The 14,199-nt window shown below is 61.7% G+C and carries 15 protein-coding genes; 1 reads left to right on the top strand and 14 read right to left on the bottom strand.

The genetic code is table 11. The annotated features are described in order from the left end of the window. Positions 1–80: 80 nt before the first annotated feature. The 14 genes from ACZ89F_RS09450 to ACZ89F_RS09385 all read right to left on the bottom strand — a co-directional run bounded on the left by ACZ89F_RS09450 (position 81) and on the right by ACZ89F_RS09385 (position 13,430). Positions 81–605: a hypothetical protein gene (locus tag ACZ89F_RS09450; RefSeq protein WP_476091450.1), complete on the bottom strand. Its 525-nt coding sequence runs from the start codon at positions 603–605 to the stop codon at positions 81–83. Positions 606–805: 200 nt separating this feature from the next. Further along, the gene (locus tag ACZ89F_RS09445; protein WP_476091449.1) at positions 806–1,120 is read right to left on the bottom strand and encodes a hypothetical protein; all 315 of its coding nucleotides are present in this window, start codon (positions 1,118–1,120) and stop codon (positions 806–808) included. An 8-nt stretch (positions 1,121–1,128) separates the two neighbouring features. Then, positions 1,129–1,422, bottom strand: a complete 294-nt coding sequence (locus ACZ89F_RS09440; RefSeq protein ID WP_476091448.1) for a hypothetical protein — start codon at positions 1,420–1,422, stop codon at positions 1,129–1,131. Then, the gene (locus tag ACZ89F_RS09435; protein WP_476091447.1) at positions 1,410–1,604 is read right to left on the bottom strand and encodes an HNH endonuclease; all 195 of its coding nucleotides are present in this window, start codon (positions 1,602–1,604) and stop codon (positions 1,410–1,412) included. Before ACZ89F_RS09435 ends, ACZ89F_RS09440 begins: the two co-directional genes overlap by 13 nt. 406 nt (positions 1,605–2,010) lie before the next feature. After that, entirely contained in the window at positions 2,011–2,487 is a 477-nt protein-coding gene (locus tag ACZ89F_RS09430; protein ID WP_476091446.1) for a hypothetical protein, read from the bottom strand. Between the two features lie 342 nt (positions 2,488–2,829). Continuing rightward, positions 2,830–3,144 (bottom strand): hypothetical protein, encoded by a 315-nt coding sequence (locus tag ACZ89F_RS09425; RefSeq protein WP_476091445.1) that lies wholly within the window; start codon positions 3,142–3,144, stop codon positions 2,830–2,832. A gap of 8 nt (positions 3,145–3,152) precedes the next feature. Continuing rightward, positions 3,153–5,777 carry an HNH endonuclease signature motif containing protein gene (locus tag ACZ89F_RS09420; protein WP_476091444.1) on the bottom strand — a complete coding sequence of 875 codons (2,625 nt, stop codon included), beginning with the start codon at positions 5,775–5,777 and terminating at the stop codon, positions 3,153–3,155. 1 nt (position 5,778) lies between these two features. Next, positions 5,779–6,291, bottom strand: a complete 513-nt coding sequence (locus ACZ89F_RS09415) for a virion core protein, T7 gp14 family (protein WP_476091443.1) — start codon at positions 6,289–6,291, stop codon at positions 5,779–5,781. Between the two features lie 3 nt (positions 6,292–6,294). Then, positions 6,295–6,960: a hypothetical protein gene (locus ACZ89F_RS09410; RefSeq protein WP_476091442.1), complete on the bottom strand. Its 666-nt coding sequence runs from the start codon at positions 6,958–6,960 to the stop codon at positions 6,295–6,297. 183 nt (positions 6,961–7,143) lie between these two features. Then, positions 7,144–9,612, bottom strand: coding sequence for a phage tail protein (locus ACZ89F_RS09405; RefSeq protein WP_476091441.1), 2,469 nt, complete (start codon positions 9,610–9,612; stop codon positions 7,144–7,146). Next, positions 9,612–10,208, bottom strand: a complete 597-nt coding sequence (locus ACZ89F_RS09400; protein WP_476091440.1) for a phage connector family protein — start codon at positions 10,206–10,208, stop codon at positions 9,612–9,614. Before ACZ89F_RS09400 ends, ACZ89F_RS09405 begins: the two co-directional genes overlap by 1 nt. Before the next feature lie 342 nt (positions 10,209–10,550). Beyond that, complete coding sequence (locus ACZ89F_RS09395; protein ID WP_476091439.1) at positions 10,551–11,540, bottom strand: Coat protein; 990 nt, start codon at positions 11,538–11,540, stop codon at positions 10,551–10,553. Positions 11,541–11,715: 175 nt separating this feature from the next. Continuing rightward, entirely contained in the window at positions 11,716–12,627 is a 912-nt protein-coding gene (locus ACZ89F_RS09390; RefSeq protein ID WP_476091438.1) for a hypothetical protein, read from the bottom strand. Between the two features lie 230 nt (positions 12,628–12,857). Next, positions 12,858–13,430: a hypothetical protein gene (locus ACZ89F_RS09385; RefSeq protein WP_476091437.1), complete on the bottom strand. Its 573-nt coding sequence runs from the start codon at positions 13,428–13,430 to the stop codon at positions 12,858–12,860. A gap of 257 nt (positions 13,431–13,687) precedes the next feature. Between ACZ89F_RS09385 and ACZ89F_RS09380 the strand changes: the two genes are divergently transcribed. Continuing rightward, positions 13,688–14,002 carry a YMGG-like glycine zipper-containing protein gene (locus ACZ89F_RS09380; protein ID WP_027040217.1) on the top strand — a complete coding sequence of 105 codons (315 nt, stop codon included), beginning with the start codon at positions 13,688–13,690 and terminating at the stop codon, positions 14,000–14,002. Positions 14,003–14,199: the final 197 nt, after the last annotated feature.

Here is a 14,199-nt window from a genome sequence, read left to right as displayed (position 1 = left end):
TGCCGACCCCTCGTACAGCAACTCGGTAGCCGCCCGGCCTCAGCCCTACTCACGATGCTCGCGCGGGTACGTGCGGCAGATCAGTGCGGAAGCAACGGCAGAATCTTTTCGTCGAGGAATTTGAGCCGACTTGCCAGCATCTCGGCGTTGGCAGGATTCGCGTCGACATTGACTGGTATCAATTTCGCTACGGATTTTCCGTGGCGCGCGGCGTCAACCCAGACTTCAAGGGCGCCGATATACCCATCCAACGCTTCAAATGGGGTCTTTCCGTCGTCGGCTGGCAGATACGTCGGCGGCACATCACCGACGATCACCCATGGCCATGGGTTCATATCTACTCGGTTGGTCTCTATCTCGAAAAGGAAAATGTAAATTATCCCTTCCGCGCTGTAACCAAGATATTCGCACTTGATATCTGATACCCAAGTATAGAATTCGAGGTATTGGCGCGCTTCGATCCGGGCGGAATCAAGCTCATCGTCGCCTGTGCTGACATCGGCCGGAGGCAGACGTGTGACGCTGCTTAAGTCGGGTTTGGCAGTATTCTCCTGATTAACTCCCTTGCCATCTTTGTATAGCCCAGCGTCTGTGGTCTCCGGCATCCCGATGCCGCTTTATATGATCGGCCCTCGCGCGAGGCCGAATGTTTGATCCGTCCCTCCCCGTTTGCTGTGTGTTGAGGAGCGGTCCGTGCAGCGGACGAAAGCCAATTGCTTGGCTTTCGAACGACGAACCTCCGGCGGGACAGAGAGGGGCGCCGTAGAAGGCCAGCCATCACCGCAATTCCATCAGAGAAGAACGCTCAATTCGCGAAGTTGTTGTCCACGAACATCTCAGCAAATTGCTGGGGCGTAAGCGTTACATTATTGACACGGGCGATTTCGAGATTCTTTGCCCACATATCCCGGATTGCTGCCGGCATTTCCTCGGGCATGTGCATGGCCTGGGCAATTGCGTCATGCCATTGCCCATCGCCGCCATAGATAGATTGCAGTTTGGGGGCCATCTTTTTCAAGCCATCCTCCGACTCTTGAGAAAGTTCTCCGATGGCCCAGAGCACATAAAGCTCCAGCAGCCTAAGCAGCGGCTGTCCATCATAACGTGGGTTAGTCGCCATTTTTCCCCTCACGCATCATTGGTGGCGTATTCGATAAGTCTTTGGCAGATAGCCGACAGGCTGGGCTTCTCCTTCAGCGACGCGACCCATGCTTCGGTGAATTCGATCGCGATGAATATTTCGATGAAATATGTAAGCCCCGCTTTGGCTGCCGCCTTCGGAGGCACCGTGCTATCGTCGGGTGCGGTCGCAACCATTGCATGGGAATCTTCAGTCCAAGGTTCCGCCACATAAATCGTGTCATCCTCGTCAAAATCTGAGAGCCTGCCAACGATGTCCAATAACTTGATTACTTTCCCCATAAAGAAAATCCTCCTCGACGATTCGGGTGCAATGTCTTCTGAAAGATAGTCCCAGGATCATGCTGCGATCTAGGGACAAGTTGCATCACACCGGCTTTTGCGTCGTGGTGCCAAGTGTAGCCGGGGGGGCGCTCTTCGGGGAACGAGCCCCCTCTTTGTCCGTTGAAGGTTAATTCCCGCATCTTGCAGAACTTTCGCAAAACCCGGCTCTCTTTCCATTAGCACCAGCAGGGGCTTCGTTGGCCGCCTGGAAATGGCGTGGGCGCGAAACGTTCGGATATAACGCAGAATCTAGCCTTGTCTCGAACACCACACTATAGAACTGGCCGGTCGGTCCTCGACTGGCGCCGTCGCCTGCTTCTTCTGTCAGCAGTTCGGACCCGGGTGTAGGAATATGGTGACAGTGCACTATTTTCCATGTGGCAGTCCGGAGTTCCACTCCAATCACCTGGGTGTAACCTCTAAAAATGCACTGTCACCGTAATTCACCGTAATTCGGATCATTGCGATCAGAGCCGAGGCAATGCCCTCTTGCCGCTGAGCATTACAACCCAAGTCGCTGCCGTTGGCTTGCTGTTGCGAACCACTTCATTTTCGCAGCAACGGAAGAACATTTTTCCGGAGGAAATTGAGGCGGCCACCCAACCTTTCAGCATATTCAGGAGTGGCCGGCACGTTGACTGGAATAATGTCCTCAACCGACTTTCCTTCCCGCGCGGCTTCGACCCACTCCTCCATGGCGCCAATATAGCCGTCCAGTGCCACATAGGGCGTCTTGGCGTAGTGGCAGCTAATATAGGCCGACGGTACGTCGCCAACGATGACCCATGTCCATGACGGCACATTCGGCTCGGCGGGTATAAACTCGAAGAGAAATACATATATGACGCCGTCAAGACGGTATCCTAGGTATTCACCCTTGATAGCTGATATCCAGCTGTGAGATTCAAGATATGCACGAGCTCGACGACGGTCACGCTTGAATTCTACGCTACCACGCGAATTTTCGGGCGGCAGAGGCTTTACTTTGCTCAGATCGGGATCGGCATCCACGCTTGTTGCCACGGCTTTAACCTTCTGTTTCCTCTGCTCCAACTACCCCATATCTTAAAGTTATCTTGTTCCTTTTGATGCTCGATGTGGTCTTTTTTACTCAGAAGCTCATAGCTCCACACGTCGGCTGTCCGGCCTGCTGAACGTAGACACTTGTGATAGAGATCCATATTCCAGCCTGTATCGGGATCTCTAGGCAAGTCCTTACCTCACTCCAGTATACCCAATCTAAAATGGAATAAAATGAATATACATGCGTCTTGAACACCTACAATACTGAACTGGCAATCCGTCGCTTCTGTGTTGCAATCACCCACAGGCCATAGGGAGCGGCTACAGCATGGGACGACAGACCTAGCTCAGCTCCATTTCTGGAGGTTCGGGAGGCTTTTTGCTCCGCCTCCATGGCGAGCTTTTTGTATCGCGCCGAGCATGCCAGCCCAAAGGCAAATCTGCCAATTGCGCAACAGTTTCATCAAGTTCCACTATCTCGACCAAGCCCACTAAAATTAGATCATCTTGATCAATTTCAGCTTCATTTCCATAAAATTGCCACGACTCGTCATCGGCGTCATGTGATACGTACGCAATCCAACCCGAACTACTGAATATTTTCCGAGTCGACATAACCGCCAAATTTTTCGGATCTTCGAATTTCCATTCGCCCATAGTGGCACCTATTTGTTTGATTTTTCTATGTTCTCAAACCTAGCAATAAGCTGCAGATTTTTATAGCTATTTGAGCCAGGAGTTTTTGTTCTATCAGCAGGATTAACTGGATCTATATGATCGATATGAGCTTCATTTCTTGGAGGAGTAACACCCTTCTTGCTCTGCTTTCCTGGGATTATCTCTATTCCGCTCTTATCTGATCGCAAAACTCCACCGTTCATCCTCATATTTTCTTTATTAATGATCATTCTCTGCTTCTTCGTTGGCTCCTTGCCAGGCGCAACGTTGGGAGGATCTTCCAAATGCGCATACGGCCTTCTTATTTCGTCTGCCTTGCCAGTAGAGATCGGAATCTCTTCTTTATTGGCAGTTGGGACCGAGTCCGGCCCACTATCCGGGACGACATCGGGTTTAGCAATGCTGGCGCGCCCGGCGAGCCTTGCCACCACCTGGCTGCCAACGGCACTGAGCCCTTCGGCGAGAACATTGCCTCCAGCGCCCCAAAGCGCACCATTGGCAATCCCCCAGGGAATGCTGCCGCCTGTGTTGTAAGCGTATGCCCCGCCATAAGTGCCACCCGCCACGCCCCCTACGCCGGTTCGGGCGGCAAGGCCGGTCAAGCCGCCGCTCTCCGCCGCGCCGATGCCTGCCCGGCCCAGCAAGCCGAACAACCCCTTCGTCAGGCCATATCCTGACAGGCCGGCGCCGAGGGCCTCCGCCACCCAACCGGCCGAACCGGCCCGATCCTCGGCATCCTCCGTCGCGGCCTGTTCTTGATTGAGACGGTCCTCGTAGCTCTCGCCTGCCCCTGAAGGGGCGAACCCCGCGACGAGCGCGTCCGCACCTCCGGCGGTCGCGCCCTTGGCCGTGATCCGACCGATATCCCCGAATGCCGTGCCGAGTTGTTGCAGCGTCGACATGGTGCTGTACTGGGCTTGGGCCGGGTGTTCCCCAATCCAAGCCAAGCCTGCCCTGAGCGCCGCAAGCTGGGCTTCCAACAACTCTGGCGTCATGTTCGGATCTTGGGCGGCCCTCGCCCGCCATTGGGCTTCCGCCGCCATAGAAAACTGTTCGGCCGTCGCTTTGCGCGCACCCGGGTCGCGGATCGCTAGGACAATCGAACTCGCCCTCGCAAAACGCCTGTTGAACGGTACGCTTGGGTCGATGTATTGCGCGGCTTCATGATCTGCGACAGCCCACGGCAATGGCAGTTTTCTATCGAAACCCATTTCCTGTTGGGCGGCGGTGACCCAAGTGACTGCAGCCTGGAAATCTTCAGGTGTTGTGACCTTGCTCCAGTCCGGAGCTCGGCCCGGCAACAATTGGCCGACGTAACTGGCAGGATCGGCGTCCCTCGCAGCCATGATCAACAGGGCGGCACCGGCTCTTACATCGTATCGTTCGCGCTCTTCCGGTGCGCCGTTAGGCCCAGGTTCGAAATCCCGAAGCTCCGCATGTATCGCTTGGTTCGGCGCCCGATACATGTCGTTAAAGGCCTTGGCGACGCCCGCCGTTATCCTGAAATTCTCGAAATGCTTCGGACCCTCTTCCGCGCCATAGATATTGACGAAATCCTGTGCGGTCGGTTTCTCCTCGGGATATTCGCCCGTCGCGGCGATGACAGCCGGGGCATTCTGCTCAGCGAGTTGCACCTTCGCGCGGGCGTCGACCAATCGTGCTGCGGTCGCGGTGTTGGCCTGTTCCCTTAACGCCGCGAGATCGCTGGGCTTCAGGTAGGTGATGGCGTCGAGGGAAATGGAGGTCTTGTCATCCGGCTGCGTCGCGCTGCTTCCGTCAGATGCCTGCGCACTATCTTCGACCGGCATCATCTTGCCAGCACCATTTGCCGCAGCTGAATCTGAGCTGCCCGAGGCACTGGAGCCACCAACCGCCTCTGCCGTGTCGTCCTTCGTCCGGCTTCCAGCCTGCGCCGCACCCAGCATCTCGGCCGCCCGCTTCGGATCCTGGGCAATCATCGCCTGGACCAGCGCCTTTGCCGTGTTGGTGCGCCAGGCGGCTTCCGCCGCTTGCCGGGCAAGCGGGTTGCCGATCTTGGCGATCAGGTCATACCCGCTCTGCCTGATCGCTTCGAAGTTCGCGGTGTCGTTCGGGTCGCTTTGCGCGATGGAACTGGTGGAGATGTTGTCGACCTTGGTCCACTCGGCCAATTCATAGTCGTCGCGCTGCGCCTTCTGCCGCTGCGCCATGCGCAGCGCGCCAACCGCGCGCATCGCCTCCTTCTGCCTGGCGAAGTTGGCGCGCTGGCTCTCGGGGATACCAGGCAAGGCATCGTCGAACAGCGTGTCGAACAGGCCTGTTTTGACCACCCGGCCGTTGTACGGATCGACCTGGCCGTACATCGCCTCATGCAGGCCGCTGCCGTCGGGCGGCGCGTTCGCCGCCACCTGGTCTTCCGCCTGCGCGATCCGGCCGTTGAACCGGCGCCGTTCCAGCTCGGCGTCGAACGCCTCCTGCTGGTCCTTCATCTGCTGATAGCGCTCGGCAACAGCAGAAAGGTGTTCGCCCAAGCCTTGCATGGCGCCGCCGATCGGCGACCCCTGCGGATATTGCAGCGCGTTGCCGGTATCGAGCCGGCGCTGGCCAATGGAAAGGGGGATGATGTGGACCATTTCAGTAGAGCCCCGAATAGCCGCCGGCTATGGCCGCGCTCGCCCGAGGCGAAAATGCCGAACCGCCGAGGCTCACGGCCTTGGTCGGGTCGTAGATTTTGGAAAGCCCACCAACGAGCGCGCTGCCGGCGTTGAAGATCGACGCCGTCACGGCCTGCTTGCCGGAAAAGCGCGAGATGGCGGCCTGCGTGTTCAGGCTGTTCTGGCGAATCTGCGAGCCGTACAATATCGCGCCGAGGTCGAGCTGGCCCTGCCTGGCATTGGCGGCCAGCACTTCGGTCGGTGAACCTGATATGCCGACGCCCGAGGCACCGGCCTGGGCGCGCGCCTGGCTTTGCAGGAGATCCTGCTTGTGGCGCTCCTGGCTCTGCTCGAAGGCTGCCGACTGGGCTTCGGCCTGCGCCTGCTGCTCGTAGGCCTTGGCCTGGTAGTCGGCCATCTGCTTCGACTGCTGGCCTTCGACCAGCGCGCCGCCGGCCGAAAGAGCCGTGCCGACAAGGGCAAGTGTGCACATGGTTCAGCCTCGTTCGCCAAAGGACGTGTTTGCGGGAATGGATTTGCTTTTGATGCCGTCCACGGGAGCACCCAGCGCCGGGCGCGGGTCGAGCGCGCCGCCGGGGGTGAGGAACGACAGAAGCAGCCTGTCGGCCTGCAGCGCCGGCCGGCTGAGACGCGCTGGCGGGGCGGCCCGCGGCCCGGCCATGGCGGCGCGGCGCGTGGTGGTCAGGTTGACCTTCAGCTCGGCGACGCCGGCGGCGTCGAACAGGCCGTTGGCGGTGGCAATAGTGCGGGCGAGCGCATCGGCCTCGAACAGTTGCTGGCGCAACTGCTCGACCAGCCGGTGGACGCTGCGCCAGCGCTCGCCGAGGTTTGCTGCCCTGGCCTTGATCTCGTCGCCAAGCGCGGCGACGTCGGCCCGGGCTTCGCCAGCGGCGGCATCGGCGCGGCGCTTGCCGGCGACGTCGATGGTCTTTTCCAGCAGCGCGATTTGGTCGTTGCAATCGTCGAGGGCTGCACGCGCGGCGGCCAGGTCGCCATCGCCGAAGACCGCACGGTCCTCGGCCTCCGCCAGCTCGGCCCTGCGGGCGAGCGCATCGTTGAGGTCGGTGTCGAGCAAGGCGATAACGGCAGCGAATTCGGCAGCCGTCCGCGCCCTGCCGAGTTGCTCGGCATGGTGGGTCATTGGGGGGTCCTTTTGGATGGATTGTTATCTCCCCCCTCGAGGGGGAGATGGCCGGCAGGCCAGAGGGGGTCGGTTCGACCGGATGCGACCTCCTGCGGCGGATGAAGGTTGGCGTCCCGTCGTGCCGACCCCCTCTGTCGCCTTCGGCGACATCTCCCCCTCGAGGGGGGAGATCAGCCGCCTCTACGGCTCGGCGTCAAACACCGGCGTGAACGCCCTGATCGTGCAGGGCGTGGGATTGACGTGGCGGATCCTCACCCGGCCCTGCCCTTCCCAGCTGTCATCGATCGGCACCTCGACATTGCCGGTGAACAGCGTTGCCCGACCGTCGGGCGCCACGATCGAGGGCATGCGCACCGGCTCCCAGCGGCCGCGCATGAAGGACTGCACCTGGAGCCCTGACGTGTCGGTCTCAAGCAGCGACAGGATCACCTTCGCCACTTTCTTGCGGCGGCCGATGATGGAGCCGTCGCGGCCGCCGACATCGAGTTCCAGCGTGTCGGCGCCCGCCGCATAGGGCAGGCCGAGCTGCCATTTGGCTGCGGTCGAACCGCCCGGCAGCGTCACGGTGCCGCCGCCGCTGACGGTCAGCCCGCGATAGACTTTTCCGTCGGCCAGTACATCGACGGATTGGCCGGCGAGATGCATGGCGCCGCCCACCGTGGTGACGGCAAGGCCGGAGTAGCCCAGGCCGCAATCGACCTCGAAGGCGTCCGCGATGGCGCCATATTCGAACGGTGCGGTCTTGATCTCGATGTAGCGCTTCGTCACGCCGCCGATGGTACGCTTGACCACCAGCCAGAGATCGTCATTGCCGTCCTGGCCCGGCGTCACCGCAGCGCTTTCGACGACCGCCCAGCTGGATCCGCTGACGCTGCCACCGAGGCGATGCCGGTGCATGCCGCGCACCTCCTGGCTCGGCTGATGGGTGTAGCCGCCAAGCTCGCCATTCTCGAGCGGGAACCAAAGCAAGGGGTCGGGGTCGGTCTGGAAGGCCAGTTCGACCACGCCTTGTTTGGGAATATGCTCTGAGATCTGGCCGACATCGTCGGAAGCAAAACGGCTCTGCGCCGTCTGCGTCAGCTCTGCAATCGATTTGCGCGAGCGGGTGACATAGAGGAACGACTGGCCGGCATCGACCGGGCGGATGCGGGCGCAGCCGAAGGTGCGGGAGCGCCGGTTCTTGAACGAGGACGGCGTCAGCGCCTCGTCTATGCCCGAGCCCGACAGCGCGCGGATGCCGCCGCTGGTGCCGATCAGCAGCGCGCCGTCGCTGTCGGCGATCCACACGATGTCGTTGGCCTGGCCGCCGCCGGCCTGGACGAACTCCAGCGCGTCGTCGTCCTTCTCACCCAGCGCGAAATTGTCGAAGTCACCGGTGGCGGAGGCATAGACGGAGAATTTCCGGCTGAAGGCCAGCCGCTCTTCGTAGAGTGAGCCGCTCTCCACATACTTTCCAGGAACAAACGTACCGAGCCGCCAACGCGTGATCGGGTTCGTGTTTGGCAAGGCGTGACCATACAGCCTGATCTTGACGACAGTCGTGCTCGTGCGACTGGTGATCCTGGCCCAGCGCCAGATGCCATCGGCACCGAGAAGGCGAACGGTGCGACCGACATCCGAAGGCTGAAAGCCGGTATCGTCGTTTATGCCGACGATCGACGAGGCGGTGAGGTCGAACGGCGTCTGATCGAAAGCGGCGATATGCATGGCCAGTTCGGCGGAGACGCTGCCGACGGCATCGTCGCCACCGCCGCCGCTGAACACCAGTTGATGGTATTCGAACGCTGATTTGTTGGTGAAATCGTAGAAGCGGGTTTCGCCGTTTCCCCAGCCGAGTTCCCCGGTGCGCGTGTCCAGCGTCACCCAGTTGGTGCCATCGTTTGAGCCCTGCAATTCCCATGCGGTGAAGAAATCGTAATTGCCCGTTGCCACCCGCGACGTGGTGATCCAGTAGGCATCGACCACGCGTTGCGCACCGCCGGCGTTGCGATATCGGATGTAGCCATCGCCGCCGCTCGCGATTTCGATGTCCTGCGTCTTGTCGCGGTCGAACATCTGCCAGGCCGACGCGCTCCCGCTGCCTGTGGAGGCAGTGCCGGAGGGCGCCGAATTGCTGGTCATCCGCGGTGTGAGATGCCCGGTGTCGGATGGCGTCAGCGTCGTTGCCGTGTCATTGAGCGGATCATAGGGACCGTCGAGAAATTCGAAATCTTCGAGCGTCCATGTGGTGTGCGCGGTTCGCGTCAACACCTTGGGCTGGTAGTTCCGATGCGTGATCCACATCTGATCGGCCGACTGGACATAGGTGAGCTCGAACAGATCCGCCTCGAGATAGGGCGAGGCGACCTCCACCGTGCCGACGCGCGCGCCATAGGCATAGACGCGGATATACTGGTCGCCGAATTCGAGCGCGTAGGCCTGGTCGGCCGAGAAGATGAACGGGATCAGCCGCGTTGTCTTCGCGGAAATCTTTACCTCGCCGGCAAAATAGGTGCCGCCGCGCTTGCGGATGCCGCCATGCGGCAGGGTGACGAAGTTCTCGCATTTCGACAGCGCCGCCCGATAAAAATCGAGCGAAGCACGTGCATGCAGGCGCGGACTGATTTCGCCGCGGGTGAAAACGTCCTGGACCGGATAGAGCGTCGTCATCAGCGCGCAATCCTGTTGTCGCCGCGCTGGCTGGCCCAGGAGGCGGTGTAGAGCCGGCCGCCGCGCTGGATGGCGTTGGCGTTGAGCGCCGCGTCCAGCGCCCGGTCATAGGCCGAGCGGGCAATGTCGATCATGCCCGACTTGTGCGTCAGCGGATGCGCCACCTTGATGGCGAGTGCGGCCACCAACACCTCGGTGAACAGCGCGTCCCAATCGTTGGGGTCAGTGAGGTTGGCGACGTAGCGGAGGGTCAGCGGGCCGGACCGGTCGGAATAGATCAGCCCCGCCTCCTGCCGCCAGGAAATCGGCACACCGTCCGGTTCGCCATTGTGGGTCAGCGGCAGCGGCCGCAGGCAATCGGCCGGCAGTTCGTAGGCAAAGGTCAGGCCGCAATCGCCGCCGGTATCCGCGCCCGCCACCGTGGCGCGCAGGATGGCGAACACCCAGGCATATTTGGTCAGCTCCGCTTCCCGGGTGAGATCGAGATGCAGGTTCAAGAGCCGTGCCGCCTTGACGTCCTGATCGAGACTGTCGATCGGCGCCTCGTCGAGCACGGCCAGCGCCATGTTGGCGATATCCAGCGGGGTGATGGCCATGGCTCAGGCCTCCGTCCATGTGGATTGGGTCATGACTTTTCTCCGGACATGAAAAAAGCCGCTGCGAAGCGGCTTGGGAATTGGATGGCGATATTCAGAGATCGCGCTCTACGACGCCCCCCTCTGTCCTACCGGACATCTCCCCCACGCGGGGGGAGATCGGATGTTACTGCCGCTTCGCCAATCTCCGATGTTGCAGGAACAGCGCCAGCGCCTGAACTGCCAATCTCCCCACCCGTGGGGGAGATGTCCGGCAGGACAGAGGGGGGCGCGACGGAACGCTGTCAGTACGAGATAGGCGAAGGGCGAGGCTCGTCGCCCCCGCCCCTCGCCTCGGCCCGATCAGGCTTCGGTGGTCTTCAGCGCAATAAACGTCATCGCCTTGACGCTCGACGCGGTGCGGTCCCAGTTCGCCGCCAGCGCCAGCTCGGCATCGGTGGCGAATTCGCCGGCCGAGGAGGCGTCGAGGAAGCGGGTGCCGGGCACGTGCGGGACAAAGTGCCGGCGGCCGACCATTTCCGTGACGCCGCCGCCATGGCCCTGGCGCGGCTTGCGGTCGAACTCCAGCGGCCCGCCTTCGGTGTTGACCGGCAGCTCGTTCCACAGGATCGCCTTGTCCTTGAACATGAAGGCGGTATAGACACCGGCGGCCTGCGGAATGTCATCGTCGACGACGGCGCGCAGCCCCATGTAGTAGGGGATCAGCGGCCCGCCCTGCTCGGAGGACGGCACATAGTCGATGAGGTCGGCGAGCTTCAGCGCCTTCATCTGCTTGGAGTGCATCCAGATCGTCTTGAACTTGTCCGCGCGGTCGCCCATCAGATAGGCGGCCTCGATGATGTCGGTGTCGACGATCGAAGCGCCTGTCGTGCGCACCAGGTCGCCGCCGTCATTGGCGATGTTGTCGGCGACGACGCCTTTCAGGATGCCGAGCAAGGTCAGCTTGTTGGCGCGCTGCCAGTACTCGGTCTGCCGCTTGACGATCAGCTTCTGCGGATCGTCGCCCGCCAGGATCGAGGTCAGGTCCGGAACGCCCCACGCCTGGGCGCGGACATTGCGGGCGGCGACTTCGCGGCGCGAGCCGATCTTCTTCATCTCGATGGAATCGGCCGGGTCGTCATTGACCGGCTCGGACGGATCGTTGCCGAGATCCTTCCAGCCGGGCATGTCGACGGAGCGGCCGCCCATCGACAGCTTCGACGAGATCGCCGGGTCTGAAAACAGGATTCCGGCCTGGTAGATCTCAAGCGACTGCACATGTTCCTCGAAAGCATATTGCGCATAGACGGACGGAACGATCGCGTCCGCGATACGGGTATAGGCGTCTGCCATTTTTCTCTTCCTTCAGGTTTGGTTGGTGGAGAAGGTGTGTTGAGATTCAGGTCAGGCCGAGCCGAAAATGATGGCTTACGAGAACCGGAGCGGAGCGGACATCTGGGTCCGTGAGCACCGGAAGCGCAGAAAGCCGTCGTTTGCAGGCCGGCATCACCTGAATATCGACACAGCTTTAGAGAGGATTATTGGGCATCCACTGGTCGGGGTTCTCCCCGGCCTCGCGTGCCAGCCGCCTTGCGCGGGCGGGGTCGCTTTTGACGAGGGCTGAAATGGCCGTCAGGTTGCGTTCGCCGGCGGCGTTGCGCTTGAACGGATTGGCTCCGCTGAAAGAGGCACCGCCGTCGATCGTGTCTTCCCGGAACATCGCCTCGCCGATCGCCTGGAACGCCTTGGCGATCTGCGGATCGGTCAGCGCGCCGTCAGGCAGAAGGATGCCCTTCGCCTTGTAGGCGTCGACCAGGCCGAGCTTCTTCATCGCCCGGTTGGCGACCTCGAGCTTCTGGCGAAAGCCGTCGCTATCGGTCGGTCCCCAGTCCCTGACAAGGTCGTCATGGGTGGCTTCCACCGAGCGGGCGAGCGCGATCTCCTGGCGCTTGGCCTGCTCGGCCATGTAGCCGACGAACCTGTCATGATAGGCCTGCGCGGTTCTTGGCGAAGCACCCGCTTCGACCGCCCAGGATTTGGAGGCGTTGGCGAGTTCGTCCGAATAGGCGAAGTTTTCCGGCAGTCCTTCCGGCCTGAGATATTCGACCTTTTCGGACGAGGTCACCGGACGCATGGCCTCTGGCAGCCGGGCATGAAACCGGTCCCAGTCTTCCCGCGATGCATCCGGGGCGGGAACGCGCAGGCTCTCACCCTGCTGCCGCTCCAGCTCCGCATAGGATGTGAAAACCCGATCGAGGCTTTCAGGCTTGGTCCAGCCCTTGGTTTCAGCGAGCTTGCGGTTGCCTTCGGAAAGACCGTCAAACCAACTCTTGGCGCCAGGCGCGGCGGACCCATTGTCCGCGCCTGCCGGTGACTGTGCCGGGTTGCCCGCCGGCTGCGCACGCGCAGCCACGGACCCGGCGTCTGCCAGATCTGTCATGTGGTGTTCCTTTATGAGGGTTAGAAATGAGCCGGCGGCAAGGCTTGGTATCTCCCCCCTTGAGGGGGAGATGGCCGGCAGGCCAGAGGGGGTCGCCGCGCGTGGAGCGCCAACTTCGTCTGTCTCCGAAGCCAACTTCGTCTGTCTCCGAACAGGGAGTCGTGTCCGGTCGAACCGACCCCCTCTGTCGCCTTTGGCGACATCTCCCCCTCGAGGGGGGAGATCGGCGCTCAGGTATTATCCCCCCAGTTCTCCCAAAGCAGCGTGATGGTGCCCGTCACCGTCAGCACACCGTCGGCATCGATATCTGTGCCGGTCGCAAACGCCAGGTTGAGATAGAGATCGACCGGCGTCACTGTCCCATCCAGCGTCACAGCGGCGGCGATATCGGCGGTCGAGGCGGTGGAGAGTGCGGCGCCGACGCCGTCGAGCGTGCGGGCGGTCGAGGCCAGCACGTTGACCATGGTCGAGGCCAGCGTCGCGCTCGATGCGGCGGCCGAGCCCAGCGACCAGGTCATGGCCGCATTGTCGTTGATGGTCGCCGCACGGGTGCCGAGCACAGCGAACTGCAGCCGCGCTGTGCCGCCCTTGATGCGCACCTTGCCCTCGGTGAAGTCGAAGATCTTTTGGGCAGCATAGGCCTGCGCATCAGTGACCGGCACCTGCATGCCGGCGAAGGTGAAGACGGTGCGATACGATCCGCCCTGCCCTGTGGTGACGGCTTTCAGGCCGGGCCTGGGCGGGGCAAGGCCGGCTTCGCGGGCGGCGGCGCGGACAAGTGTCCGGGGAAGACCTCGGGTCATGGCATTTCTCCATTGGTGAGTGAAATTCTGGAACGCCCGGCCGAGCTAATCCCGACACCGGGGCGAACCATCGAAGCTGAATCATTTTGACAAGGAGCACCGCTAGCGCCTTGTTCGAAAGGGGTGTTTTCGGCCCTCGGTCCATCAACGCCCGAGAAACCATGTCTTATATCGTGAGGCCGCGTGCCCCCGTTCCGCCGCAATGCGAACGCACGGGACGAGCCATAGGGATTTCAGGCCTTCAAGGGAGACCGCACATGAACTTTCACAAAGCCATCGCCGCCGTGCTGATGACCGCAGCGCTGGCAGGCTGCGCGCAGACCGAGGGCCAGCAGCGGGCCGGAACCGGCGCGCTGATCGGCGGCGCCGGCGGCGCCCTCGTCGGCCAGGCCATCGGCGGCAACACCGAAAGCACGCTCATTGGCGCCGGCGCCGGCGCGCTTCTGGGCGCGGTTGTCGGCAGCTCCACCACGCCGCAGCGCCGCGGCGAACAGATGTGCCGCTACCAGGACCGCCGCGGCCGCATCTACACCGCGCCCTGCGACGACCGGTACTACAACGGCGATTATTGATCACTAGCCCCCCCTTCTCCCCGTTCACGGGGAGAAGGTCCCGGCAGGGGGATGAGGGGCAGCGCGATGCTCTGAGATGCTGGTGCTACCCTTACATTCGGAGCAGTTCGACGCTATCGTTTAGCACTCACGAGGGGGCGACGATGCGAATTACGGTTCAGTGCACTATTTTCCATGTTGCAGTCCGGTGGTTCAAG

The sequence above is a fragment of the Mesorhizobium sp. USDA 3734 genome, from assembly GCF_056279665.1.
This window is presented reverse-complemented; position numbering and strand designations above follow the sequence as displayed.